General features: G+C 64.2%; 28 protein-coding genes and 1 riboswitch. Of the genes, 25 read left to right on the top strand and 3 right to left on the bottom strand.

Annotated features, from left to right (window positions below; translation table 11 throughout):
* Positions 1–18 precede the first annotated feature (18 nt).
* Positions 19–807 (bottom strand): transporter substrate-binding domain-containing protein, encoded by a 789-nt coding sequence (locus JQ604_RS09930; RefSeq protein WP_212356019.1) that lies wholly within the window; start codon positions 805–807, stop codon positions 19–21.
* 2 nt (positions 808–809) lie between these two features.
* Positions 810–2000 (bottom strand): aromatic ring-hydroxylating dioxygenase subunit alpha, encoded by a 1191-nt coding sequence (locus tag JQ604_RS09925; protein WP_212356017.1) that lies wholly within the window; start codon positions 1998–2000, stop codon positions 810–812.
* A gap of 134 nt (positions 2001–2134) precedes the next feature.
* Here JQ604_RS09925 and JQ604_RS09920 point away from each other — a divergent pair, with 134 nt between their 5' ends.
* The 24 genes from JQ604_RS09920 to JQ604_RS09805 all read left to right on the top strand — a co-directional run bounded on the left by JQ604_RS09920 (position 2135) and on the right by JQ604_RS09805 (position 22975).
* Entirely contained in the window at positions 2135–2647 is a 513-nt protein-coding gene (locus JQ604_RS09920) for a MarR family winged helix-turn-helix transcriptional regulator (protein ID WP_212356015.1), read from the top strand.
* A 224-nt stretch (positions 2648–2871) separates the two neighbouring features.
* Positions 2872–3237, top strand: coding sequence for an NADH-quinone oxidoreductase subunit A (locus JQ604_RS09915; protein ID WP_018271860.1), 366 nt, complete (start codon positions 2872–2874; stop codon positions 3235–3237).
* Positions 3228–3818: a NuoB/complex I 20 kDa subunit family protein gene (locus tag JQ604_RS09910; protein WP_433996235.1), complete on the top strand. Its 591-nt coding sequence runs from the start codon at positions 3228–3230 to the stop codon at positions 3816–3818. Before JQ604_RS09915 ends, JQ604_RS09910 begins: the two co-directional genes overlap by 10 nt.
* 11 nt (positions 3819–3829) lie before the next feature.
* Positions 3830–4078 carry a hypothetical protein gene (locus tag JQ604_RS09905; RefSeq protein WP_212356013.1) on the top strand — a complete coding sequence of 83 codons (249 nt, stop codon included), beginning with the start codon at positions 3830–3832 and terminating at the stop codon, positions 4076–4078.
* Positions 4075–4686 (top strand): NADH-quinone oxidoreductase subunit C, encoded by a 612-nt coding sequence (locus JQ604_RS09900; RefSeq protein WP_212356011.1) that lies wholly within the window; start codon positions 4075–4077, stop codon positions 4684–4686. Before JQ604_RS09905 ends, JQ604_RS09900 begins: the two co-directional genes overlap by 4 nt.
* The gene (locus tag JQ604_RS09895; protein WP_212356009.1) at positions 4683–5879 is read left to right on the top strand and encodes an NADH-quinone oxidoreductase subunit D; all 1197 of its coding nucleotides are present in this window, start codon (positions 4683–4685) and stop codon (positions 5877–5879) included. Before JQ604_RS09900 ends, JQ604_RS09895 begins: the two co-directional genes overlap by 4 nt.
* On the top strand, positions 5879–6838 hold the full coding sequence (locus JQ604_RS09890; protein ID WP_212356007.1) for an FkbM family methyltransferase: 960 nt from the start codon (positions 5879–5881) through the stop codon (positions 6836–6838). Before JQ604_RS09895 ends, JQ604_RS09890 begins: the two co-directional genes overlap by 1 nt.
* An 11-nt stretch (positions 6839–6849) precedes the next feature.
* Positions 6850–7461 carry an NADH-quinone oxidoreductase subunit NuoE gene (nuoE, locus tag JQ604_RS09885; RefSeq protein ID WP_212356005.1) on the top strand — a complete coding sequence of 204 codons (612 nt, stop codon included), beginning with the start codon at positions 6850–6852 and terminating at the stop codon, positions 7459–7461.
* The gene (locus JQ604_RS09880) at positions 7461–7667 is read left to right on the top strand and encodes a hypothetical protein (RefSeq protein WP_212356976.1); all 207 of its coding nucleotides are present in this window, start codon (positions 7461–7463) and stop codon (positions 7665–7667) included. Before nuoE ends, JQ604_RS09880 begins: the two co-directional genes overlap by 1 nt.
* Positions 7668–7686: 19 nt before the next feature.
* A complete protein-coding gene (gene nuoF, locus JQ604_RS09875; RefSeq protein ID WP_212356003.1) occupies positions 7687–9012 on the top strand; it encodes an NADH-quinone oxidoreductase subunit NuoF in 1326 nt (441 codons plus the stop codon).
* A 4-nt stretch (positions 9013–9016) separates the two neighbouring features.
* Complete coding sequence (locus JQ604_RS09870; RefSeq protein WP_212356001.1) at positions 9017–9295, top strand: hypothetical protein; 279 nt, start codon at positions 9017–9019, stop codon at positions 9293–9295.
* Positions 9295–11370, top strand: a complete 2076-nt coding sequence (gene nuoG / locus JQ604_RS09865; RefSeq protein ID WP_212355998.1) for an NADH-quinone oxidoreductase subunit NuoG — start codon at positions 9295–9297, stop codon at positions 11368–11370. Before JQ604_RS09870 ends, nuoG begins: the two co-directional genes overlap by 1 nt.
* 10 nt (positions 11371–11380) lie before the next feature.
* Entirely contained in the window at positions 11381–12451 is a 1071-nt protein-coding gene (gene nuoH, locus JQ604_RS09860) for an NADH-quinone oxidoreductase subunit NuoH (RefSeq protein WP_212355996.1), read from the top strand.
* 13 nt (positions 12452–12464) lie between these two features.
* The gene (gene nuoI, locus JQ604_RS09855) at positions 12465–12953 is read left to right on the top strand and encodes an NADH-quinone oxidoreductase subunit NuoI (RefSeq protein ID WP_212356905.1); all 489 of its coding nucleotides are present in this window, start codon (positions 12465–12467) and stop codon (positions 12951–12953) included.
* 9 nt (positions 12954–12962) lie between these two features.
* The gene (locus JQ604_RS09850; protein WP_212355995.1) at positions 12963–13601 is read left to right on the top strand and encodes an NADH-quinone oxidoreductase subunit J; all 639 of its coding nucleotides are present in this window, start codon (positions 12963–12965) and stop codon (positions 13599–13601) included.
* On the top strand, positions 13598–13906 hold the full coding sequence (nuoK, locus tag JQ604_RS09845; protein ID WP_027537255.1) for an NADH-quinone oxidoreductase subunit NuoK: 309 nt from the start codon (positions 13598–13600) through the stop codon (positions 13904–13906). Before JQ604_RS09850 ends, nuoK begins: the two co-directional genes overlap by 4 nt.
* Positions 13907–13914: 8 nt before the next feature.
* Positions 13915–15993, top strand: coding sequence for an NADH-quinone oxidoreductase subunit L (gene nuoL, locus JQ604_RS09840; RefSeq protein WP_212355993.1), 2079 nt, complete (start codon positions 13915–13917; stop codon positions 15991–15993).
* The gene (locus JQ604_RS09835) at positions 15993–17507 is read left to right on the top strand and encodes an NADH-quinone oxidoreductase subunit M (RefSeq protein WP_212355991.1); all 1515 of its coding nucleotides are present in this window, start codon (positions 15993–15995) and stop codon (positions 17505–17507) included. Before nuoL ends, JQ604_RS09835 begins: the two co-directional genes overlap by 1 nt.
* Positions 17508–17613: 106 nt before the next feature.
* Positions 17614–19050: an NADH-quinone oxidoreductase subunit NuoN gene (gene nuoN / locus JQ604_RS09830; RefSeq protein WP_212355988.1), complete on the top strand. Its 1437-nt coding sequence runs from the start codon at positions 17614–17616 to the stop codon at positions 19048–19050.
* 61 nt (positions 19051–19111) lie between these two features.
* A complete protein-coding gene (locus tag JQ604_RS09825; RefSeq protein ID WP_212355986.1) occupies positions 19112–19918 on the top strand; it encodes a biotin--[acetyl-CoA-carboxylase] ligase in 807 nt (268 codons plus the stop codon).
* Positions 19918–21588, top strand: a complete 1671-nt coding sequence (locus tag JQ604_RS09820; RefSeq protein ID WP_212355984.1) for a ribonuclease J — start codon at positions 19918–19920, stop codon at positions 21586–21588. Before JQ604_RS09825 ends, JQ604_RS09820 begins: the two co-directional genes overlap by 1 nt.
* Positions 21589–21696: 108 nt before the next feature.
* Positions 21697–22101 carry a methylmalonyl-CoA epimerase gene (mce, locus tag JQ604_RS09815; protein WP_212355982.1) on the top strand — a complete coding sequence of 135 codons (405 nt, stop codon included), beginning with the start codon at positions 21697–21699 and terminating at the stop codon, positions 22099–22101.
* Between the two features lie 4 nt (positions 22102–22105).
* Entirely contained in the window at positions 22106–22381 is a 276-nt protein-coding gene (locus JQ604_RS09810; protein ID WP_212355980.1) for a DUF1467 family protein, read from the top strand.
* Between the two features lie 246 nt (positions 22382–22627).
* Positions 22628–22975: a hypothetical protein gene (locus JQ604_RS09805; RefSeq protein WP_212355978.1), complete on the top strand. Its 348-nt coding sequence runs from the start codon at positions 22628–22630 to the stop codon at positions 22973–22975.
* Between the two features lie 10 nt (positions 22976–22985).
* Here the strand turns inward: JQ604_RS09805 and folB are convergent, their stop codons facing one another.
* Positions 22986–23387, bottom strand: a complete 402-nt coding sequence (gene folB / locus JQ604_RS09800; protein WP_249158173.1) for a dihydroneopterin aldolase — start codon at positions 23385–23387, stop codon at positions 22986–22988.
* A gap of 37 nt (positions 23388–23424) precedes the next feature.
* A riboswitch (ZMP/ZTP riboswitch) is annotated at positions 23425–23504 on the bottom strand.
* A gap of 157 nt (positions 23505–23661) precedes the next feature.
* Between folB and mtnK the strand changes: the two genes are divergently transcribed.
* The gene (gene mtnK / locus JQ604_RS09795; RefSeq protein WP_212355974.1) at positions 23662–24957 is read left to right on the top strand and encodes an S-methyl-5-thioribose kinase; all 1296 of its coding nucleotides are present in this window, start codon (positions 23662–23664) and stop codon (positions 24955–24957) included.
* Positions 24958–25557: the final 600 nt, after the last annotated feature.

The raw sequence follows: 25557 nt of genomic DNA, 5'->3' as shown, positions 1-25557 counted from the left end.
GATTTGTTCGATCAGCTTTCAATCCGGGGCGACACGGACGCCGCTTTTCAATCCGGCTTGATCGATGGCCTTTTGAACGACGCCTGTACGCTTCGCTTCACTGACAATTTCGGCGAGCCGCGCCTGTGCGGCGGCCGATCGTCCCTTGGGCAGCGCAAGGGCTGCTCGAACCGTATTGAACGCGCCCGGAACGATGGTCGCGCCGGGATAGCCGGCTGCAATGGATGCGATCAGGCCGGAGTCCGCGCCGAACACATCCGACTTTCCGGCACGCAGCAGTTCGATGGCATCTCCCGGAAAGTTGGCGCTCAGCGGGATGCGCACCAGTTCAGCCGATTTCAGCGCGCGTGTGAGAAACCGGTCGGAGGGACTGTTCTGGATGGTGCCAACCTTGACGCCCGCGCGATCGACCTGATCGGCGGAGGCAAATGTCTTTCCCTCGGCCTCCAGGTAGAGAAGATCGATCAGCCAGACATCGGCGGTGACATCGGCCTTGTCGGCAGGAGCCAATACGCGGGGCCCGATCGCGATATCCCATTCGTCCTTACCGAAGCTTTGCTCATAGGCCTGCGGATTGGGGTAGACCACGGGCTCGAACGATACGCCGAGCTTCTCCGCGACAAATCTGCCGATCGGCTCGCCCACACCGCCGAGCACGCGGATGCCGATCACCGCACCGCGCAATTTCCCTCCCGGGGCGATCTCAGAGCCGGGCATCGGCTGTCCAACGGCGGTCCCGACCGAAAGAAAGGTCAACACAAAGGCAGCAAGCAATCTCCACAAACCGCGCGGCATGACGACCTCCATGTCTAGGCTTCGCGAATGTAATTCCCCGCCTCGAATTCCACCGGCTTGGCATCCGCCGCGAACGACACGCCGATCGGATCCTTGCCTTCAGCAAGCGCTGTGAGCTGATCGCCGAGCATGCGGCGGATCATCAGGATGCCGCGGTCGCTCTGGCCAAAGTGTTCTTCGGAATGGATCGTCGTCGGCCCCTGGCCGACCTGCGCCTCGTAATCGCCGGGGAATTGCTGGTGCTCGCGCTCCGTCATGTCCCACCAGAACTTGCCGTTGAATTTCGATCGCATCCGGCTGATCTCGCCGGCGGTCTTGACGCGGCCGGCGACATAGATGCGGAACGAGGTGTCGTCGATCGGCAGCACCCAGCCGATTGATTCCACGCGGGCGAATTGCGCGACGCGCGGGTTCGGCACCACGCGCAGCGTCGGCAGCGCGGTCTCGCTGACGCGGTAGAACACGCGGCCGTCATCCTGCTTGCGCTCCGAGCGCACCAGCACGCCGCGCGGCGACTTCTCGAACTTCACCTCGGGGATCGAGGCCATCATGTTGGTGAATTGCGGCCCGCTGAACGAGCCGTGCAGCACGGGCACGTGGTAGGGATCGACCACGTTCTCGAAATGCTGCAGCCAGTTGCAGGGGATGATCGCAGGCCCGCCGCCGCCGATCGAGGAATCGTCGGCCTCGACGAACTCGCCGTCGTCCATGTTGTCCAGGCATTCGTAAGCCGGCAGCACCGGCTTCTTTTCGGCCGGCCCCATATAGGCGAAGATTAGGCCGTAGCGCTCCTGGAGGGGATACCAGGGCTGGCGCACCTTGTCCTTGAACAGGCCGCCGTCGGGCTCGCAGGGCTGCTCGAGGCAGCGGCCCTCGGTGTCGAACTTCCAGCCGTGATAGCAGCAGCGCAGCCCGTCCTCCTCGACCTTGCCGTAATACAGCGTGGTGCCGCGATGGCAGCAGCGGGCGTGCAAGAGGCCGGGACGGCCATGCTTGTCGCGGAAGAGGATCAGGTCCTCGCCGAGCGCGCGCACTTTTCTGGGGATATCCGTCGCGTCGGAGACGAGCCCGATCGGGTGCCAGTAACGGCGCAAGAGCTCGCCCATCGGCGTGCCGCGGCCGACCGCGGTGAGCTCGGTGCGGGTCGCCGGCGGCTTCATGGCATAGGCCGTGCCGAGGTCGCGATCGGCTTGCGTGATCGTCATGCGGTTTCCTCCTGCCGCGGCTCTCAAAGGGCCCTGCGGTCGATAGCGTTGACCAAGTCAACGATAGATCGATGACAATGTCAACGATCTCGTCTAGCTTGGCAGCGAGAGCCTTTGTTGGCAGAGGTTGGCGCATGACCGAGAAGCTTCGAGCCACGCGGGCACAGCCTGCGGAAATCCTGTCCGACGCCGAGCTGGCGCCGATCACCGCGATGATGTCGTCGCGGCTGATGGTGCTGGCGAACCTGCTCAAGCGGGGCGCGATGCTGCGCTACAAGCGGCTGACCGGCCTGTCCTCGGTGGAATTCGGCCTGGTCGCCTCGCTCGGCCGCCGGCCGCCGATGAGCGTAGTGCGGTTGGCGGAAGCGGTCGGCATGGACAAGGGCCAGATCAGCCGGGCGCTCGCCGAGCTCGTGGCGCGCAAGCTGGTCGCCAAGGCGGTGAACCCCCGCGACAACCGGGAAACGCTGGTGTCGCTGACCAAGGCCGGCCTTGCCGCCCACGACACCATCGTGGCCGGCGCGCAGGAGCGAAACCGGGCCTTGCTGGAACAACTGAGCCCGCAGGAGCTGGAGCAGTTGCTCGGCCACATCGACCGCCTGACCGAGACTGCCGCTGCCATGCTCGCGGCCGAGCGAGAGATTTGAGCTAATCCTACGGCCTGAAAATCAGGCACCGATCCGCCGCCGAAGCGTTGCTCAGCAAGGGCAGGAGGGGCGCGCCGAGATGGCAAAGACAGACAAGACTGGGACCCGGTAAAGCGTCAAAATTGCTTGTCTTGCGCCCCCTGTTGCGCTGCGCTAAGGCTCAAGAACAATTCCAATCAACGAATCTGCGGCGCTCCCGAAACCGCAGCGAGAAGGCCCCGCCGATGACCGGCATCCTGCAGAATTATCTCCCACTTGTGGTTTTTATTGGGGTGGCCAGCCTGATCGGCCTGGCGCTCCTGATCGCGCCGTTCCTGGTGGCGTTCCAGTCGCCGGACCCGGAAAAGCTCTCCGCCTATGAATGCGGATTCAACGCTTTCGACGACGCGCGCATGAAGTTCGATGTCCGCTTCTACCTGGTGGCCATCCTCTTCATCATCTTCGACCTCGAAGTGGCGTTCCTGTTCCCCTGGGCCGTGGCGTTCGGAAAGCTCGGTGCGACCGGATTCTGGTCGATGATGGTGTTCCTGGCCGTGCTGACGGTCGGATTTGCTTATGAATGGAAGAAAGGCGCGCTCGAATGGGATTGAGCCCCACCGCTGCACATTCGGGGCCGGCGATAGCGCAAGCTCCGAAAGGCATCCTCGATCCGTCGACCGGCAAGCCGGTCGGCGCCAATGATCCGTTCTTTCTCGAGGTCAACCACGAGCTCTCCGACAAGGGCTTCTTCGTGGCCGCTGCCGACGACCTGATCACCTGGGCGCGCACCGGCTCGCTGATGTGGATGACCTTCGGTCTCGCCTGCTGCGCGGTCGAGATGATGCAGGTGTCGATGCCGCGCTACGACGTCGAGCGCTTCGGCTTCGCGCCGCGCGCCTCGCCGCGGCAGTCCGACGTGATGATCGTGGCGGGCACGCTGACCAACAAGATGGCGCCGGCGCTGCGCAAGGTCTACGACCAGATGCCGGAGCCGCGCTACGTCATCTCGATGGGCTCCTGCGCCAATGGCGGCGGCTACTACCACTATTCCTACTCGGTGGTGCGCGGCTGCGATCGTATCGTGCCGATCGACATCTACGTGCCGGGCTGTCCGCCCACTGCGGAAGCGCTGCTCTACGGCGTGCTGCTGCTGCAGAAGAAGATCCGCCGCATCGGCACCATCGAACGCTAAAGGGTGCTGTCATGACCGATCCAGCTGACATGATCGTGCCGTTGCTCCGTGAAATGCGAGCTGAAAACTTGGCGCAGCACGAGCAGACCCGCGTGATGATTGCGGCTCTCGATAAGCGGCTCTGCGTCGAGGGTGCGCAGAGCAGCTTCCGGCAAGCGCTGACGGCCGATTCCCTGTTGAGCAAGCTCGTCACTGGAGAGTTTGAGGAACGGATCGAGGCCCTCGAGAACAAGGTCAAAGAGCTAGAGGGACACAAGTGAGCAAGCTTGCCGAACTCGGAGAAACCATCAAGGCTGGACTGCCGGGCGCCGTGACGGGATATGACGTAGCGTTCGACCAGCTTTCGATCGACGTTGATGCGAGCAAGATCATCGACGTCATGACGTATCTGCGTGACGATGTGGCCTGCCGTTTCGTCAACATCACCGACGTCACCGCGGTCGACTATCCCGGCCGCGAGCGGCGTTTTGACGTGGTCTATCATCTGCTGTCGCCGACCTTGAACACCCGCATCCGCGTGCGTGCCGAGGCCGACGAGACCACGCAGGTGCCGTCGATCATCGAGGTCTTCCCGGGCGCCGACTGGTTCGAGCGCGAGACCTACGACTTGTATGGCGTGATCTTCACCGGCCATCCCGACATGCGCCGGCTGCTCACCGACTACGGCTTCGACGGCCATCCGCTGCGCAAGGATTTCCCGCTCACCGGCTTCGTCGAGGTCCGCTACGACGACCAGGAGAAGCGGGTGCTCTACGAGCCCGTGCGTCTCAACCAGGAATTCCGCAAGTTCGATTTCCTCTCGCCCTGGGAAGGTGCGGACTATCCGCTGCCCGGTGACGAGAAGGCCAAGGCGGAGCCGAAAGCATGAACGAGCAACCGGATCACCTTCGCAACTTTACGATCAACTTTGGTCCGCAGCATCCTGCGGCGCACGGCGTTTTGCGCCTCGTCCTCGAATTGGACGGCGAAGTTGTCGCGCGTGTCGATCCCCACATTGGGCTCTTGCATCGCGGCACCGAGAAGCTGATCGAGCACAAGACCTATCTGCAGGCGATCCCGTATTTCGACCGGCTCGATTACGTCGCGCCGATGAACCAGGAGCACGCCTTCTGCCTCGCGGCCGAAAAGCTGCTCGGCATCGAGGTGCCGCGCCGCGGCCAGTTGATCCGCGTGCTCTATTGCGAGATCGGCCGCATCCTGTCGCATCTGCTCAACGTCACCACGCAGGCGATGGACGTCGGCGCGCTGACCCCGCCGTTGTGGGGCTTTGAAGAGCGCGAGAAGCTGATGGTGTTCTATGAGCGCGCCTCCGGCTCGCGCATGCACGCAGCGTTTTTCCGCGTCGGCGGCGTGCATCAGGACCTGCCGCCAAAGCTGATCGACGACATCGAGGCGTGGTGCGATCCGTTCCTGCAGGTCGTCGCCGACCTCGACACGCTCTTGACCGGCAACCGCATCTTCAAGCAGCGCAACGTCGACATCGGCGTGGTGCCGCTGAAGGAAGCCTGGGAATGGGGCTTCTCCGGCGTGATGGTGCGCGGCTCCGGCGCGGCCTGGGACCTGCGCAAGGCGCAGCCCTATGAATGCTACGCCGAGATGGATTTCGACATTCCGATCGGCAAGAACGGCGACTGCTACGACCGCTATCTGATCCGCATGGAAGAGATGCGCCAGTCGGTGCGCATCATGAAGCAGTGCATCCAGAAGCTGAAGGCAGCGGACGGGCAGGGGCCGGTCGTCGTCGCCGACAACAAGATCGCGCCGCCGCGCCGCGGCGAGATGAAGCGCTCGATGGAAGCGCTCATCCATCACTTCAAGCTCTATACGGAAGGCGTCCACGTGCCGGCCGGCGAAGTCTATGCCGCGGTCGAGGCGCCGAAGGGCGAGTTCGGCGTCTACCTGGTCGCCGACGGCAGCAACAAGCCCTACAAGTGCAAGATCCGCGCGCCGGGCTTTGCGCATCTGCAGGCGATGGACCACATCTGCAAGGGCCATCTGCTCGCCGACGTCTCGGCCATTCTCGGCTCGCTCGACATCGTGTTCGGAGAGGTCGATCGGTGATGGCGCAGCCGCCCATCCAGTTTGACCGCGCCTCAGGGGCCCTCGAGGGGGCCAACCTGTGGGAGCGGACGGCTGCGCTGGCGCTGTCGACGGGATCGAAGATCTCGTCCCACTTCTCGCATATGGGCTACATCGCCTGCGCCAACCTGCTGCGCAAGACGCTGCCCGCGCGCAACATCGCGGTGAAGCTCAACGAGGACGCAACGTTCGAGTTTCCCTATGGCGACGGTTACTGGAGCAAGCTGCTCAACCGCTCCTACATCTATGAGGACGAGCTCGAGCTGTTGTTCGCCGACTCCGCCGACGTCGACTACACCTTGCTCGATTGCGGCGCCAATTACGGCTACTGGTCCGTTCTCGTGTCGAGCAAGCCGTTCGGCACCCACAAGGCGATCGCGATCGAGCCGTCGGGGCAGAATTTCCCGAAGCTCGCCAACAACGCCCGCATCAACGGCAACCGCTTCGAGACCCTGAAATGCGCGATCGGCTCCGGCCGCGGCACCGCGCGTCTCTCCGGCACCAAGCACGAGGCCTTCAGCATCGCCGGCAGCCAGTCGGACGGCGAGGAAGTGCCCGTCATCGCGCTCGACAATCTGATCGACGACGGCAAGGTCACCGCGCAGGGCAAATATCTGATCAAGCTCGACGTCGAAGGCGTCGAGATCGAGGCGATGAAGGGCGGCAAGCGGTTGATGGAAACCGACAGCGTGCTGCTCTGCGAGGAGCATGGCGCCGATCGCGCTCACACCGTGTCGCGCTACATCCTCGAACACACGCCGCTGAAGCTGATCGTGTTCGATCCCTCGACCAATCGCCTTGAGACCGTGAGCGAGCTCTCGATCCTCGATCGCATCAAGACGTCCACCCATGTCGGTTACAACGTGTTCGGCACCGCGAGCGCCTTCTGGCTGGACCGGATCAATGCGCTGAACGCCAAGACCGCACGCCGCACGCAATGAGAGTCTGAACGATGTCCGTCCGCCGCCTTGCCCCGAAGGAATTGCAGCCCGCGAGCTTCACGTTCACGGACGAGAATCTGGCATGGGCCAGGAAGGAGATGACGAAATATCCGGCCGGCCGTCAGGCTTCGGCCGTGATCGCGATCCTGTGGCGCGTGCAGGAGCAGCATGAGGGCTGGGTGTCGGAGGCCGCGATCCGCGCCGTCGCCGACCTCCTGGACATGCCCTATATCCGCGTGCTCGAAGTCGCGACCTTCTACACGATGTTCCAGCTGCAACCGGTCGGCAAGAAGGCGCATGTACAGGTTTGCGGCACCACGCCGTGCCGCCTGCGCGGCGCCGGCGACCTGATCGAGGTCTGCCAGCATCGCATCCATCACGATCCCTTCGAACTGTCGAAGGACGGCAACTTCTCCTGGGAAGAGGTCGAGTGCCTCGGTGCCTGCGTGAACGCGCCGATGGTGCTGATCTGGAAGGACACCTATGAGGACCTGACCAAGGAAACCTTCGGCAAGGTGCTGGACGGCTTCGCCGCCGGCAATCCGCCGAAGCCGGGTCCGCAGATCGACCGCCAGTTCTCCGCGCCGGTCGGCGGTCCGACCACGCTGAAGGAGACCACCTGATGCGTGGGGTGCCAACCAGCGGAACGGGGAGGGCCGAAGCGATGAAAGGCTGGCGCTACATCGCCCTGCATACCGTGGTGGCTGCGGGCTTCATCTTCCTGCTGCAGCGCTACGGGCTCAATGCCTCGCTGGAATCCAGCCTGCTGTGGGCGCTGGTGTTCGGCGGTTGCGCCGCCGGCCTCGCTTATTCCCAGACCAATCGGTGACGTTCGGAAAGTTTTGAGAATGCTCGACGACAAGGACCGCATCTTCAAGAACCTCTACGGCCTCCACGATTGGGGGCTGGAGGGCGCGCGCCGTCGCGGCGCCTGGGATGGCACCAAGGCGATCATCGACAAGGGCCGCGACTGGATCATCAACGAGATGAAGGCCTCCGGCCTGCGCGGCCGCGGCGGCGCCGGCTTCCCGACCGGTCTGAAGTGGTCCTTCATGCCGAAGGAATCGACCGACGGGCGGCCGAGCTATCTCGTCGTCAACGCCGACGAGTCCGAGCCCGGCACCTGCAAGGACCGCGAGATCATGCGGCACGATCCGCATCTGCTCGTCGAAGGCTGCCTGATCGCGAGCTTCGCGATGAACGCGCATGCCTGCTACATCTATGTCCGCGGCGAGTTCATCCGCGAGCGCGAGCATCTGCAGGCCGCGATCGACCAGGCCTATGAGGCCAAGCTGGTCGGCAAGGACAACGTCACGGGCTGGCCGTTCGACATCTATGTCGCGCATGGCGCCGGCGCCTACATCTGCGGCGAGGAAACCGCGCTGCTCGAAAGCCTCGAGGGCAAGAAGGGCCAGCCGCGGCTGAAGCCGCCGTTCCCGGCCAATGTCGGCCTCTATGGCTGTCCGACCACCGTCAACAACGTCGAGTCGATCGCGGTTGCGCCGGACATCCTGCGCCGCGGCGCGTCGTGGTTCGCGGCGATCGGCCGTCCCAACAATGTCGGCACCAAGCTGTTCTGCGTGTCCGGCCATGTGATGCGGCCCTGCAACGTCGAAGAAGCCATGGGCATTCCGTTCCGCGAGCTGATCGACAAGCATTGCGGCGGCATTCGCGGCGGCTGGGACAATCTGAAGGCCGTGATCCCCGGCGGCTCGTCGGTGCGCATGGTGCCGGCCGAGCAGATCATCGACACGCCGATGGATTTCGACAGTCTGAGCAAGCTGCGCTCCGGCCTCGGCACCGCGGCCGTGATCGTGATGGACAAGTCGACCGACCTGATCCGGGCGATCGCGCGCATCTCCTATTTCTACAAGCATGAGAGCTGCGGCCAGTGCACGCCGTGCCGCGAGGGCACCGGCTGGATGTGGCGCGTGCTGTCCCGCATGGCCGACGGCCGCGCCCACAAGCGCGAGATCGACATGCTGCTCGAAGTGACCAAGCAGGTCGAAGGCCACACCATCTGCGCGCTCGGCGACGCTGCGGCATGGCCGATCCAGGGCTTGATCACGCACTTCCGGCACGAGATCGAACAACGTATCGACCAATACACGCACAAGGCCGACATCGACGATGCCGGTGTCCGCGATCCCGTCAATATGGTCGCGGCGGAGTAGAGCAATGGGCGTCCTGACCGACATCCGTTCTGGTAAGCGAGGCAGTCTCGGCCTCGGCTATGAGATCGTGTTCTGGTCGATGGCTGGAATGGCGGCGGGTGCCGGTATTGGAAGTTGGATTGGGTTGAATATGGAGAAGGCGCTGCTGCCTCTCGCACTGATCGGTTTCACGGTCGGGATTTGCGTTGGGTTCTATGCAGCGTTTGGCGCAACGCGGATGGCACGGGTGCTTGCGCTCCCGGGTGCCGCGCTCGCAATCATCGGAATGTTGGTAGGCTTGTAATGACCAAGATCATCGTCGATGGCAAAGAGATCGATGTGCCGCCGGAGTACACGCTGCTGCAGGCGTGCGAGGCGGCCGGCGCCGAGATCCCGCGCTTCTGTTACCACGAGCGGCTGTCGATCGCCGGCAATTGCCGGATGTGCCTCGTCGAGGTGAAGGGCGGCCCGAAGCCGGTCGCAAGCTGCGCCTGGGGCGTGCGCGACTGCCGTCCGGGCCCGAAGGGCGAGCCGCCGGAAATCTCCACCCGTTCGCCGATGGTGAAGAAGGCGCGCGAAGGCGTGATGGAATTCCTGCTGATCAACCATCCGCTGGACTGCCCGATCTGCGACCAGGGCGGCGAGTGCGACCTGCAGGACCAGGCGATGGGCTACGGCGTCGACACCAGCCGCTTCGCCGAGAACAAGCGCGCGGTCGAGGACAAGTATCTCGGGGCGCTGGTCAAGACCTCGATGAACCGCTGCATCCAGTGCACGCGCTGCGTCCGCTTCTCGGCGGAAGTCGCCGGCGCGCCGGAGATGGGCGCGACCGGTCGCGGCGAGGACATGGAGATCACGACCTATCTCGAGCACGCGCTGACCTCGGAATTGCAGGGCAATCTCGTCGACATCTGCCCGGTCGGCGCGCTGACCTCGAAGCCCTATGCCTTCGCGGCGCGCCCGTGGGAGCTCGGCAAGACCCAGTCGGTCGACGTGATGGACGGCCTCGGCTCGGCAATCCGCGTCGACACCCGCGGCCGCGAGGTGATGCGCATCCTGCCGCGCGTCAACGAGGCGGTGAACGAGGAGTGGATTTCCGACAAGACCCGCCACGTCGTCGACGGCCTGCGCACCCAGCGCCTCGACCGGCCCTATGTCCGCGAGAACGGCCAGCTCAAGCCGGCGTCGTGGCAGGAGGCCTTCGCGGCGATCTCGGCCAAGGTCGGCCGCAGCGACGGCAAGCGGATCGGCGCGATCGCGGGCGATCTTGCCGCGGTCGAGGAGATGTTCGCGCTCAAGGAGCTGCTGGCGAAATTCGGCTCGACCAATCTGGCGGTGCAGGGCGGCGATGCCTTCGACGGCAAGGCCGGCCGCGGCGGCTATATCTTCAACCCGACCATCGCCGGCATCGATCAGGCCGACGCGCTGCTGATCATCGGCTCCAATCCGCGCAAGGAAGCGGCCGTGCTGAACGCGCGGATCCGCAAGCGCTGGCGGAGCGGCCAGCTCAAGGTGGCCGTGATCGGCGCCAAGGCTGACCTGACCTATGACTACGACTATCTCGGTGCGGGCACCGACACGCTCGCCGATCTCGCTGCCGGCAAGCACTCCTTCGCTGACGTGCTGAAGAACGCCAAGCATCCGATCGTGCTGGTTGGCGCGGGCGCTTATGGCCGTCACGACGGTGCGGCGGTGCTGGCGCAGGCCGCCAAGCTCGCGGCCGATGTCGGCGCGCTGAAGGACGGTTGGAACGGTTTTGCGGTGCTGCAGGATACGGCCTCGCGCACCGGCGCGCTCGATATCGGCTTCTCGGCGGCAGCCGGCGGCCTGACCGCGGCGCAGATGACGACCTTCGGCACGCTCGATGTGCTGTTCCTGCTCGGCGCCGACGAGATCAAGGCGCCGGACGGCACCTTCGTCGTCTATATCGGCACCCATGGCGATCGCGGCGCGCATCGCGCCGACGTCATCCTGCCGGGCGCGGCCTACACCGAGAAGTCCGGCCTCTTTGTCAACACCGAGGGCAGGGCGCAGATGGCCAACCGCGCGGCCTTCCCGCCCGGCGAGGCCCGCGAGGACTGGGCGATCATCCGCGCGCTGTCGGACGTGCTGGGCAAGAAGCTGCCGTACGACTCCGCGCAGGCGCTACGGGCTGCGATCTTCAAGGCCTATCCGCACCTGATGCGGCTCGACCAGATCGAGGCCGGCGCCGCCGACCACGTCAAGGCGATTGCGGCCAAGGGCGGCGCGCTCGACAGGGCGGCGTTCAAGGCCTCGGTCGAGGATTTCTATCTGACCAACCCGATCGCGCGGGCCTCCGCCGTGATGGCGGAATGCTCGCGCCTGGCATCGGGCAAGTTGCTGACGGCAGCGGAGTGAGCGTGATCTGATGGCTGAATTCTTCGCAAGCTCGTTCTGGACCGGCTTCCTCTGGCCGCTGATCGTCATGGTCGCGCAGAGCCTGCTGCTGCTCGTCGTGCTGCTGGTCGCGATCGCCTACATCCTGCTCGCCGACCGCAAGATCTGGGCGGCAGTGCAGATCCGCCGCGGCCCGAACGTGGTCGGACCGTGGGGCTTGTTCCAGTCCTTCGCCGACCTCCTGAAGTTCGTGCTGAAGGAGCCGGTGATCCCGTCCGGCTCCAACAAGGGCGTTTTTCTGCTGGCGCCGCTGGTGTCCTGTATCCTGGCGCTCGCCGCCTGGGCCGTGATCCCGTTTGATCTCGGCTGGGTGATCTCGGACATCAACGTCGGCATTCTCTACATCTTCGCGATCTCGTCGCTGTCGATCTACGGCATCATCATGGCCGGCTGGTCGTCGAACTCGAAGTACCCGTTCCTGGCGGCGCTGCGCTCGGCGGCGCAGATGGTGTCCTACGAGGTCTCGATCGGCTTCGTGATCATCACCGTGCTGCTCTGTGTCGGCTCGCTGAATCTGTCGGCCGTGGTCGAGGCCCAGAACTCCCGCGGACTGGCGCACCTGATCGGCGTGCCGCAGCTCACCATCCTGAACTGGTATGTCTGGCCGCTGTTCCCGATGTTCGTGGTGTTCTACGTCTCGGCGCTGGCGGAAACCAACCGTCCGCCGTTCGACCTGGTCGAAGCGGAATCCGAGCTGGTCGCGGGCTTCATGACCGAGTACGGCTCGACGCCGTATCTGCTGTTCATGCTCGGCGAGTATGTCGCGATCACCACGATGTGCGCGCTGGCGTCGATCCTGTTCCTGGGCGGCTGGCTGCCGCCGGTGAACCTGCCGCCGTTCACCTGGATCCCGGGGATCGTCTGGTTCGCGCTCAAAGTGTTCTTCATGTTCTTCATGTTCGCGATGGCGAAGGCAATCGTGCCGCGCTACCGCTACGATCAACTGATGCGGCTCGGCTGGAAGGTGTTCCTGCCGCTGTCGCTGGCGATGGTGGTGATTGTGGCCGGCGTGCTGCAATTCGCCGGCATCGCGCCGAAGTGAGGCCGTCATGGGTGTGAATATCAACGCAACAGCCCGTTCGCTTCTGCTGTCGGAATTCGTCTCGGCGTTCTTCCTCGCCATGCGCTATTTCTTCAAGCCGAAGCCGACCCTGAACTATCCGTTCGAGAAGGGCCCGATCTCGCCGCGCTTCCGCGGCGAGCATGCGCTGCGCCGCTATCCGAACGGCGAGGAGCGCTGCATCGCCTGCAAGCTGTGCGAGGCGATCTGCCCGGCGCAGGCGATCACGATCGAGGCCGGGCCGCGCCGCAACGACGGCACCCGCCGCACGGTGCGCTACGACATCGACATGGTGAAGTGCATCTATTGCGGGCTGTGCCAGGAGGCCTGTCCGGTCGATGCGATCGTCGAGGGCCCGAACTTCGAGTTCGCGACCGAGACGCGCGAGGAGCTGTATTATGACAAGGCCAAGCTGCTCGCCAATGGCGACCGCTGGGAACGCGCGATCGCCAAGGCGATCGAGCTCGACGCGCCGTACCGGTGAGGTGAGGGCATGATCCTTCCGGCGCTGTTCTTCTATCTGTTCGCCACGATCTGCGTGGCCTCGGCCGTCATGGTGATTGTCTCGCGCAATCCCGTGCACTCGGTGCTGTATCTGATCCTGGCGTTCGTCAACGCCTCGGGCCTGTTCGTGCTGATGGGCGCCGAATTCCTCGGCATGATGCTGATCGTGGTCTATGTCGGCGCGGTCGCGGTGCTGTTCCTGTTCGTGATCATGATGCTCGACGTCGACTTCGTCGAGCTGCGCGAGGGCTTCATCCAGTATCTGCCGGTCGGCCTCGTGATCGGCGGCATCTTCATGTTCGAATTGCTGCTGGTGGTCGGCGCCTGGGCGATCAACCCGAGCGTGACCAAGACCATCACGGCGGCGATCCCGACCAACGTCACCAATACCGAGGCGCTCGGCCTCGTGCTCTATACGAAGTACATCCATTACTTCCAGCTCGCCGGCATGGTGCTGCTGGTCGCGATGATCGGCGCCATCGTGCTGACACTGCGGCACAAGGTGATGGTCAAGCGGCAGGACATCAACGTGCAGAACGCGCGCACGCCTGAGATGGCGATGGCGATGCGCAAGGTGGCGTCGGGGCAGGGCCTCTCGGATGCCGACGCGGCGGAGTGGGTGAAATGACGATCGGGCTCGGACATTATCTGGCGGTCGGCGCGATCCTGTTCACGCTTGGGATCCTCGGCATCTTCCTCAACCGCAAGAACATCATCGTCATCCTGATGTCGATCGAGCTGATCCTGCTCTCGGTCAACATCAACCTGGTGGCGTTCTCGACGTTCCTGGGCGACATCGTCGGCCAGGTGTTCGCGCTGCTGGTGCTCACGGTCGCCGCCGCCGAGGCCGCGATCGGTCTCGCCGTGCTGGTGGTGTATTTCCGCAACCGCGGTTCGATCGCGGTTGAAGACGTCAATCTGATGAAGGGCTAGGCTCACCAATGGTTCAGGCAATTGTATTCCTGCCGCTGCTGGGCGCTATCCTCGCAGGCATCATCTCGCTGGTCGGTGCGCATGCGCGCAACCCGAGCGGCGATACCGTCGATCATCACGACGATGCTCATGGCGACGCGCACGCCCATGCTGCGGCCGCCCATGACGATCACGGCCACGACGACCATGGCCATGACGACCATCACGTCTCCGAGCCGGCCGCGGCGGGCTCGCGGGCGGCCGAGCTGATCACGACGGGCCTGCTGTTCGTGTCGGCGGCGCTGTCCTGGTACACGCTGGTGCAGGTCGGCTTCATGCATCAGGACGCGCGCATCACGCTGCTGCCCTGGATCACCTCGGGCGACCTGCAGGTCGCCTGGACGCTGCGGGTCGATACGCTGACCGCCGTGATGCTGGTGGTGGTCAACACCGTGTCGTCGCTCGTCCACCTCTACTCCATCGGCTACATGGACGAGGATCCGAACCGGCCGCGCTTCTTCGGCTATTTGTCGCTGTTCACCTTCGCGATGCTGATGCTGGTGACCTCGGACAACCTGGTGCAGCTGTTCTTCGGCTGGGAGGGCGTGGGTCTGGCGAGCTATCTCCTGATCGGCTTCTGGTATCAGAAGCCGTCGGCGAACGCCGCGGCGATCAAGGCCTTCGTGGTCAACCGCGTCGGCGACTTCGGCTTCGCGCTCGGCATCTTCGCGATCTTCGCACTGGTGGGCTCGACCGACTTCGAGACCATCTTCCACGCCGCGCCCGGCCTGACCGGCAAGACCATTCCGTTCTTCGGCTGGCAGGCCGACGCGCTGACCTTGACCTGTCTGCTGCTCTTCATGGGTGCGATGGGCAAGTCGGCGCAGTTCCTGCTGCACACCTGGTTGCCTGACGCGATGGAAGGCCCGACGCCTGTGTCGGCGCTGATCCACGCCGCGACCATGGTCACCGCCGGCGTCTTCATGGTGGCGCGGCTGTCGCCGCTGTTCGAGCTGTCACCGACCGCGCAGGCGGTGGTGATGTTCTTCGGCGCGACCACGGCATTCTTCGCCGCCACGATCGGCCTCGTCCAGAACGACATCAAGCGCATCGTCGCCTACTCGACCTGTTCGCAGCTCGGCTACATGTTCGTGGCGATGGGAGCAGGGGCCTATTCGGTCGGCATGTTCCATCTGTTCACCCACGCCTTCTTCAAGGCGCTGCTGTTCTTGGGCTCCGGCTCGGTGATCTACGCGATGCATCACGAGCAGGACATCCGCAACATGGGCGGCCTGTGGCGCAAGATTCCCTACACCTACGCGGTGATGGTGATCGGCACGCTGGCGCTGACCGGCTTCCCGCTGACGGCGGGCTACTTCTCCAAGGACGCGATCATCGAGTCCGCCTATGCCGCGCACAATCCTTTCGCGGTCTATGCCTTCCTGCTGACGGTCGTCGCGGCCGGCCTGACCTCGTTCTATTCCTGGCGTCTGATCTTCAAGACCTTCCATGGCACGCCGCACGACGAGCATCACTACGAGGCTGCGCATGAGAGCCCGATCTGGATGCTGATCCCGATCGGCGTGCTGGCGGTCGGCTCGATCCTGGCCGGCTTCCCGTTCAAGGAGCTGTTCACCGGCCATCACGGCGTCGAGGAGTTCTTCCGCGAGTCCGTGAAGATGAACCCGCACATCCTCGAGGAGATGCACCACATCTCCCCCGTCATCGCGTTCCTGCCGACCGTGATGATGGTTGCGGGCTTCCTGGTCTCGTATCTCTTCTACATCCGCCGGCCGTACCTGCCGGTCGAGCTCGCGAACCAGCAGCCGATGCTGTACCAGTTCCTGCTCAACAAATGGTATTTTGACGAGCTGTACGAGCTGATCTTCGTGCGCCCGGCCAAGTGGATCGGCTATCAGCTCTGGAAGAAGGGCGACGGCTTCGTCATCGACGGCTTCGGTCCGGACGGCGTCTCGGCCCGCGTGCTCGACGTCACCCGCAACGTCGTCAAATTGCAGACCGGCTATCTCTATCACTACGCCTTCGCGATGCTGATCGGGGTTGCCGGATTGATCACCTGGTTCATGTTCGGCTTGGGAGGCCAGTAATGACAACCTGGCCAATCCTTTCCGTCACGACCTTCCTGCCGGCGCTCGGCGCGATCCTGGTCTACCTGCTGGCGCGGGGAGGCGACGAGACCGCCAACCGCACCGCGCGCTGGATTTCGCTGTGGACCACGCTGATCACCTTCGTGGTGTCGCTGATCCTGGTGGCACGCTTCGATCCCGTGCAGACCGAGTTCCAGTTCGTCGAGAAGGCGTCCTGGCTCGCCACCGGCATCACCTACCACATGGGCGTCGACGGCATCTCGCTGCCGCTGATCATCCTGACCACCGCGATCATGCCGTTCTGCATCATCGCGAGCTGGAAGTCGGTGACATCGAGAGTCAGCGAATACATGATGGCGTTCCTGATCCTGGAAACGCTGATGGTCGGCACCTTCTCGGCGCTCGACCTCGTGCTGTTCTACCTGTTCTTCGAGGGCGGCCTGATCCCGATGTTCCTGATCATCGGCGTCTGGGGCGGCCCGCGCCGGGTCTATGCCTCGTTCAAGTTCTTCCTCTACACGCTGCTCGGCTCGGTCCTGATGCTGCTCGCCATCATGGCGCTGTACTGGAATGCCGGCACGACAGACATTCCGACGCTGATGCACACGGCGGTGCCGCGCAACATGCAGACCTGGGCGTGGCTCGCCTTCTTCGCCTCCTTTGCGGTAAAGATGCCGATGTGGCCGGTGCACACCTGGCTGCCGGACGCGCACGTCGAGGCGCCGACCGCGGGCTCGGTCGTGCTGGCCGCGATCCTCTTGAAGATGGGCGGCTACGGCTTCCTGCGCTTCTCGCTGCCGATGTTCCCGCTGGCCAGCCACGACTTCGCGCCGTTCGTGTTCACGCTCTCGGTCATCGCCATCATTTACACCTCGCTGGTGGCGCTGATGCAGGAGGACGTGAAGAAGCTGATCGCGTATTCCTCCGTCGCGCATATGGGCTTCGTCACCATGGGCATCTTCGCGGTGACGACGCAGGGCGTCGCGGGCGGCATGTTCCAGATGATCTCGCACGGCATCGTCTCCGGCGCGCTGTTCCTCTGTGTCGGCATCGTCTACGACCGCATGCACACCCGCGAGATCGCGGCCTATGGCGGCCTGGTCAACCGGATGCCGCTCTATGCCTTCGTGTTCATGGTCTTCACCATGGCCAATGTCGGCCTGCCCGGCACGTCCGGCTTCGTCGGCGAGTTCATGACCTTGCTCGGCACCTTCAAGGTGTCGCTGCCGACCACGTTCTTCGCCACCTTCGGCGTGATCCTGTCGGCCGGCTACGCGCTCTGGCTCTACCGCAAGGTGGTGTTCGGCGCGCTGGTCAAGCCCTCGCTCGCCAGCATCAAGGATCTGACCTTCCGCGAGGGCCTGGTGCTGTTCCCGCTGGTCGCGCTGACCATCCTGTTCGGCGTCTATCCGAAGCCGGTGCTCGACATGTCGGCGGCCTCGGTCCAGCAGCTCGTCAACAATTACAATACCGCCGTGACTGCCGTGAAGGCAGCCGCGCTGGTTGCTCAATAGCGTAGCGTTTTCAAGCGAAGTGGCACCCGGTTCGCGTGAAGAAAACGCGTCAAACAAAAAGGTAAGAACCTCGATCTGAGTTGGGGTTCTCGATTAGGACGATATCATGGGCTTTTCGACCGCAGGTTATCAGTTGCAGCCGGTGCTGCCGGAGCTCGTGCTCGCGGTCGGCGCCATGGTGCTGTTGATGCTCGGCGCGTACCGCGGGCAGGGGACGACACGGCTCGTCACCGCGCTCTCCGTGCTCTTGCTGATCCTGACCGGCATCCTGGAGCTGACCCTGCCGGCCGGCAAGCTCGTGACCTTCGGCGGCAGCTTCATCGTCGACGATTTTGCCCGCTTCCTGAAGATCCTCGCTTTGATCGGCTCGGGCGTGACCTTGATCCTGGCGACCGAATTCCTGTCCGATCCGTCGCGGCGAATCTTCGAGTTCGCGATCCTGGTGCTGCTGTCGACGCTCGGCATGATGGTGCTGATCTCGGCCGGCGATTTGATCTCGCTCTATCTCGGCCTCGAGCTGATGAGCCTTGCGCTCTATGTCGTGGCCTCCAGCCACCGCGACAACGCCAAGTCGACCGAAGCCGGCCTGAAGTATTTCGTGCTCGGCGCGCTGTCGTCGGGCATGCTGCTCTACGGCTCATCGCTGATCTACGGCTTCACCGGCACCGTCAGCTTCGCGGGCATCGCAGCGGCTGCCACGACCGGCAGCGTCGGCATCGTGTTCGGCCTGGTCTTCCTGCTCGCCGGCCTCTGCTTCAAGGTCTCCGCGGTGCCGTTCCACATGTGGACGCCCGATGTCTATGAGGGCGCGCCGACGCCGGTGACCGCGTTCTTCGCCTCGGCCCCGAAGGTCGCAGCGCTCGCCGTGTTCACCCGCGCGACGCTGACGGCGTTTCCGGGCATCGTCACCCAGTGGCAGCAGATCCTGGTGTTCGTGGCGATCGCCTCGATGGCGCTGGGCTCGTTCGCCGCGATCGGCCAGACCAACATCAAGCGCCTGATGGCCTATTCCTCGATCGGCCATATGGGCTTTGCGCTGGTCGGCCTTGCCTCCGGCACCGTCGAAGGCGCGCAGGGCGTGCTGACCTATGTCGCGATCTACGTGGCGATGACGCTCGGTACCTTCGCCATCATCCTGGCGATGAAGCGCAACGGCCAGGCCGTGGAGCAGATCAGCGATTTCGCCGGGCTGTCGCGCACCAACCCGCTGCTTGCCTTCGTGTTCGCGATGCTGCTGTTTTCGCTGGCCGGCGTGCCGCCGCTCGCCGGCTTCTTCGCCAAATGGTACGTCTTCGTCGCCGCCATCAAGGCGAACCTGTTCACGCTGGCTGTCATCGGCGTGCTGACCAGCGTGGTGGGCGCGTTCTACTATCTGTCGATCGTCAAGGTGATGTACTTCGAGGAGCCCCTGCCGAAGCTCGATCCGATGCGCCTTGAGTTGCGCGTCGTGCTGGCGGTGGCCGGTATCTTCGTCATCTTCTTCTGGGTCTATCCGGGACCGCTGGTCAGTGGCGCCGCGGCCGCGGCAAAGTCGCTCTTTTAACGCGCATGATCCCGAAAAGTGGAGACCGGTTTTCGGAGATGATCATGCGCCAAAGATCAACATGACCTTCGCGCTCGGACCCCGGGCCTCATCGGCGGGCTATCGGCTCGCCGCTTACGATCAGATCGGTTCGACCAATGTGGAAGCCATGGCGTGTGCCCGCCAGGGCGAGCGCGGGCCGATGTGGTTTGTCACGACTGAGCAAACCGCAGGCCGCGGTCGCCGCCAGCGGGCCTGGATCGCGCCGCGCGGCAACCTCGCAAGCTCCATTCTCGAGGTGATGGACGTGCAGCCGGCTGTGGCCGCGACGCTCGGCTTTGCCGCCGGCCTTGCGCTGGAGGCGGCGCTGCAGAAGGTCAGCGTCGAGGCCGTGCTTCGGCTTGGCCCGAGCGCGCCGAAATACACGCTGAAATGGCCGAACGACGTGCTCGCTGACGGCAGGAAGCTCACCGGCATTCTGCTGGAGGCCGAGGCCGTCGGTGACCGGCTGGCCGTTGTTGCCGGCATGGGCACCAATGTCGTGGCCGCGCCTGAGGGCACCCCGACGCCCGCCGTGTCGCTCGCAGCCCTTGGCGTGCAGATCAGCGCGGAGGAGCTGTTCGCCGCGCTGTCGGACGCCTGGGTCGAATTCCGCGGCATCTGGGACAATGGCCGCGGCTTTGGCGAGATCCGCCGTCTCTGGCTGGAGCGTGCCGCGGGCCTCGGCGAGAAGATCGCAGTTCGCACCGGGCAAGCGACGCTGGAAGGCACCTTCGACACGATCGACGACACCGGCTGCCTGATGGTGCGCACCGCCGACGGCAGGCTGATGCCGGTCACCGCCGGCGAGGTCCACTTCGGCAATGCCGCCTCCGCGGGAGCTGTCTGATGGCGCGGCCCGACGAGCTCACCTTTGCGCCGCTCGGCGGTGTCGGCGAGATCGGCATGAACCTGTCGATCTACGGCCTCGGCAATCGCCACCAGCGGTCGTTCCTGGCCGTCGATCTCGGCGTCTCCTTCGGCGACGAGGAGCATCTGCCCGGCATCGACCTGATCATGCCTGACATCCGCTTCCTGGAGAAGCAGCGCGACAATCTGATGGGCCTGGTGCTGACCCACGCCCATGAGGACCATTTTGGCGCGATCATCGATCTCTGGCCGAAGCTCGGCTGCAAGATCTACGCGACCCAGTTCAGCGCGGCGCTGTTCGAGGCCAAATGCGCCTCCGAGCGCAATCCGCCCAAAATTCCGGTCACCGTGATCCCGTCGGGCGGCCGGGTCGATATCGGCCCGTTCAACGTCGAGTTCATTCCGGTCGCGCATTCGATTCCGGAATCCCATGCGCTGGCGATCCACACCGAGGTTGGCACCGTCCTGCACACCGGCGACTGGAAGATCGATCCGACCCCGATTCTGGGCCCGCCGACCGACGAGCGGCGGCTGCGCGAGCTCGGCGATGCCGGCGTGCTGGCGCTGGTCGGCGATTCCACCAACGCGGTGCGCGACGGCCGTTCGCCGTCCGAGACCGAGGTCGCCGCCACCATCAAGAAGCTGGTCAGCGCGGCCAAGGGGCGGGTGGCCGTCACCACCTTTGCCTCCAACGTCGCACGGGTGAAGGCGGTGGCGGATGCCGCGCGCGCCGCCGACCGCGAGGTCGTGATCGTCGGCCGCGCCATGGAGCGCGCGGTGCAGGTGGCGCGCGAATGCGGCTATCTCGACGGCGGCTACCGCTTCCGCGGCATGGATGTCTACGGCCACTTCCCGCCGGACAAGGTGCTGGCGCTGTGCACCGGCAGCCAGGGCGAGCCGCGCGCCGCGCTGGCGCGGATCGCCAACAATGATCATCCGCAGGTGACGCTCAACAAGGGCGACACCGTGATCTTCTCCTCGCGCACCATTCCCGGCAACGAGAAGGCGGTCGGCGGCATCATCAACGGCCTGGTGGTGCAGGGCGTCGAGATCATCACCGACCGCGACCATCTGGTCCATGTCTCCGGCCATCCGCGCCGCGACGAGCTGCGCGACATGATCTCCTGGGTTCGCCCCCAATTGCTGATCCCCGTCCATGGCGAGGCGCTGCATCTGGCCGAACATGCCAAGCTCGCCCGCGCCTGCGGCGTGCCGAAGGTGCTGACCTGCCGGAACGGCGATCTGGTCAAGCTCGGCCCTGGCGAGCCCGGCATCATCGATGAATTGCCCGCCGGCCGGCTCTACAAGGACGGCATCATCCTGGAGGATGCAAAATCCCGCGCCGTGGTGGAGCGGCGGCGGATGGCCTTCGCCGGCTGCGCCTTCGTCGCGATCGCGGTGACCGACAAGGGCGATCTCGTCGACGATCCCGAGGTTGATCTTGTCGGCATGCCGGAGAAGAATGCGGCCGGCGAGCTGCTCGACGACATCGTGTTCGATGTGGTGGTATCGACCGTCGAGGGCCTGCCGAAGGCGCGGCGGCGCGATCCGGATGCACTCGGCGAATCGGTGCGCCGCGCGGTGCGGGCGGTGCTGAACGAGCAGTGGGGCAAGAAGCCGCTCTGCTACGTCCACGTGCTGACGGTCTAGCGCATGATCCGGAAAAGTGTGAAGCGGTTTTCCGAACAGATCATGCGCAAATAAAAGAGCCAAGGCGTGACGCAAAATCTGATCGCGCTTTAGAACAGGGAGACGAACATGCTGGGTCGGCTCAATCACGTCGCCATCGCAGTCAAGGATGCAAGGCAAGCCGCAAAAATCTACGGCACGGCATTCAATGCACCGATTTCCGATGCGGTGCCGCTGCCGGAGCATGGCGTAATTACCGTGTTCGTCACCTTGCCGAACACCAAGATCGAGTTCATCGAGCCGCTCGGCGAGGCCTCGCCGATCGCCAAATTCGTCGAACGCAATGCCGACGGCGGCATCCATCACGTCTGCTACGAGGTGGTCGATATCATCGCCTCGCGCGACCAGATGATCGCCGGCGGCGCCCGCGTGCTCGGCGACGGCCAGCCCAGGATCGGCGCCCACGGCAAGCCGGTGTTGTTCTTCCACCCGAAGGATTTTTCGGGCGCGCTGGTCGAGATCGAGCAGGCCTGAGGCGATGGCGTACCAGATCTCCACCGCGGTCGCGATCTACTTCGTGGTGTGGTGGCTCGTGTTGTTCCTGACCTTGCCGTTCGGCGTGCGCAGCCAGCACGAGGACAATGTCGGTGCCCCCGGCACCGATCCCGGCGCGCCGATCCTGGCGCGGATGGGCAAGAAGCTGCTGTGGACCACGATCCTCTCGACCGTGTTCTTTGCTGCGGGCATGTGGGCCTACCACGCCGGCTATCTCAACATCGACCGGCTCGCCAGGCTGATGGGGACGCCGTTTTAGCAGCGGGCTCGGCTTCACCTCTCCCCGCCCTTTTGCGGGGAGAGGTCGAATTCTCGCAAAGCGAGAATTCGGGTGAGGGGCGAGGCACGAGACCAACTACAACGGCAGTGCTCGCCGGATGGAAGCCCCTCACCCCAACCCTCTCCCCGCAAGTGCGGGGCGAGGGGGCGCAGTCCCGTCGCCGCGCCATTTGATCTCGCCTGACCGCGCCTCTAGAATTCGACACCAGTCTTTGGGGGGAGGCGAATGAATTTCCAGAGGATCGCAATCGCGCTTTTCATCCTGCTTGGCGCCGGCCTTGCCGGCTCATTCTACGCCAACTGGAAGACGCTCGGGCAGCTCCGCACCGTGAAAGCCTTCGTCGAAAGCGCCGTCTTCGCCGACGCAGTCGCGGCCTGCGAGCGTGCGCAGAGCACGACGCCGTTCAAATGGAACGGCGCCAAACAGGCCGCGGCAATCGGGCTCAGTTCGGTCAAGCCAAGCAAGGACACCATCATCGCAAGCTACACGCTGGTCGCCGACAGCGTTTACTGCGACTACGATCCGCTGAAGAAGAAAGCCGACATCGGCTCGAACTTCCTCGAGCGGGAATAATTGACCCGCTTCAGGCGCCGGCGATCTCCCCATCGATTGTCGCAAGATCCGTGCGCTGCAGGCTGACCTGGACGCCGACCTGTTCGATCGCATGAGCAATCGGCGGGCTGGATTTCGCAACGGCGACCGTCACGCTGTCCATGCTGACGAAGCGCCGCAGCAGGCCCATGGCGATCGTCTCGCCGAGCGCCTCCAGGGTCTGGAACCTGTTCGACGCTGCAATCTGCACGGCTTCATCGACGACGGCATCATATCGCACGGATGAGTCCAGATCGTCACCGAGGTGGGTCCGCACCTCGCGTAATGTGGCCGAAATATCGAAATTGAACTTTTGTCCGAGGGTTCGTTCCTCCTCGAACAGGCCGTGATAGCCGTAGGTCTGCAGTCCGGTGATTTTGATCGACGTCAGCATGGGCAGCTCCAGACGAAGCGTTTTGATTGGGAGTTTTCCCAATTGCCCAGGCGAACGGCTAATACCTCGCGCTTCCCGATGGTGCTCCATCCGATGTCGCCAGTCACGCGAGAGGCCGCAAGCTAGCAAGTTTCCGCAACGTCCACAATCGGCATCGCGCGTGCTCGCGGCGCCTAGAGTTGAGCGCTGGTCGCCGCAGACATTTTGCGATTATGATCAAGCCGGTACGGGAGCGAGGATCAACCTTGCCCCGCAAGATTCGGAGGAGGCGACCATGGCACCAAAGGAGCAGCAAGACCCGTCCTACCGCATCCTCCACGAAGCCGATCTGAGGGCCTATCTCGCTGATGTCCCCGCCATCGCCGCGCAGCTCGGCGGCGCCGCGGCCGACTGGGCGATCACCGAGGTCGGTGACGGCAATCTCAACCTCGTCTTCATCGTCAAGGGCGCGCGCGGCGGCATCGCCGTGAAGCAGGCGCTGCCCTATGTCCGCCTGGTCGGCGAGAGCTGGCCGCTGCCGCTGTCGCGCGCCCATTACGAGCATCTGGCGCTGGTGCATCAGGCGCGGCTGACGGGACAACTGGTGCCGGCGGTGCTGCATCACGACCGCGCGCTGGCGCTGACCGCGATGGAGCTGCTGACGCCGCACATCATCATGCGCAGGGGCCTGATCGAGGGCATCCGGTATCCACGCTTCGTCGATGATATCTCGACCTTCATGGCGAACACGCTGTTCTTCTCCTCCGACCTCGCGCTGACAGCGGCCGAGAAAAAGGAGGGCATCGCGGCGTTTGCCGGCAACCATGCGCTCTGCAAGATCACCGAGGACCTGATCTTCACCGATCCCTATCGCGTGGCCGAGCAGAACCGCTGGACCACGCCTTGGCTCGATGCGACCGCGCAAGACTTTCGCGACGATCTCGACCTGCATGTCGCGATCAGCCGTCTCAAGCTGAAATTCATGGCGAGCCCGGAGGCGCTGATCCATGGCGATCTCCACACCGGCTCGATCATGGTCACGCAAGACCAGACGCGGGTGATCGATCCCGAATTCGCGTTCTACGGTCCGATGGGGTTCGACATCGGCGCCGTCATCGCGAACCTGCTGATGGCCTATCTGGCCTCCGCCGGGCATGAGCGCGCGCCGGGCGACCGGGCGGTGTTCGAGGCCTGGGTGCTGGAGACGGTCGAGGGTGTCTGGAGCGAATTCGCGCGCAAATTCCTGGTGCTATGGCGGAGCGAGGCGAGGGGCGACGGCTATCCGGTCGCGCTCTTCCCCGGTGAAGCCGGGACGGCGCGGCTGGAGACCGAGCGGCAGGCCTATATGGCGCGGTTGTTCCAGGACACCGTCGGCTTCGCCGCGGCCAAGACCATCCGGCGCATCCTCGGCCTCGCGCACAATCTCGATTTCGAGGCCATCGCTGACGAGAAGCAGCGCGCGATCTGCGAAGCGCGCGCTCTTCGGCTCGCGCGCAGCATGATGCTGGAGGCGCCATCGTTCACGACGATCGATGCGGTGACGAAGGCGGCGCGCGAGGTGCGGGATTGGCAGCCGGAGTTTGCGCGATAGAAGCAGAGCGCTCTTGGGCGGAAATGAGAAGAAACCTGGAAGCCCGCTTATAGTCTGTTGCTTTGTCGCGAGCGACGTAGGCAGGGGGCTTGCAACGGGTCTTAGTTGTTCGTCGGGATCGGAGCGACGATAATAGTGATGATGGTTTCCCACGTATGATCGTTAGGTCGACCAAACGTCCTTTTTGATCGCGGACCATAGTCCGCTCCGGTCATTTCGGGTCAATCCCGGCCAGGAGTGTAGGAGGAACTGTGGCAAATTCGACACGACGGGCAAATCAGAAAACCGTGTCAAGGTCGCCTTGCAGAAAGAATCAGATTTACACGAACTTCCGATTATGCTAACAATGGCCCGTCTCACCCGACACGAGGGGCGCTCGCGAACGCCACGAACGTGGGTGAAGATGCGGTGGCCGCCGGGCGTGCGACAGGCGTGTGCGCGCAGGGCGGACGGTGAAGTCGTGTGGGCCTGCCGCCCCGATGCTGGTGGCAAGTCTATGAGAGGCCCAAAGCCGATCGCGGATGATGGTGGCACAAACGCAGAGTCTCACCAGGGCGAGCACGTATAAGCCGTAAAGCCATCGCGCAGGGAAGGCCGGAT

The organism is Bradyrhizobium jicamae (assembly GCF_018130695.1).
Classification (GTDB): Bacteria; Pseudomonadota; Alphaproteobacteria; order Rhizobiales; family Xanthobacteraceae; genus Bradyrhizobium; species Bradyrhizobium jicamae_B.
Note: the sequence above shows the minus strand (reverse complement) of the source record. Positions and strands in the feature narration are given on the sequence as shown.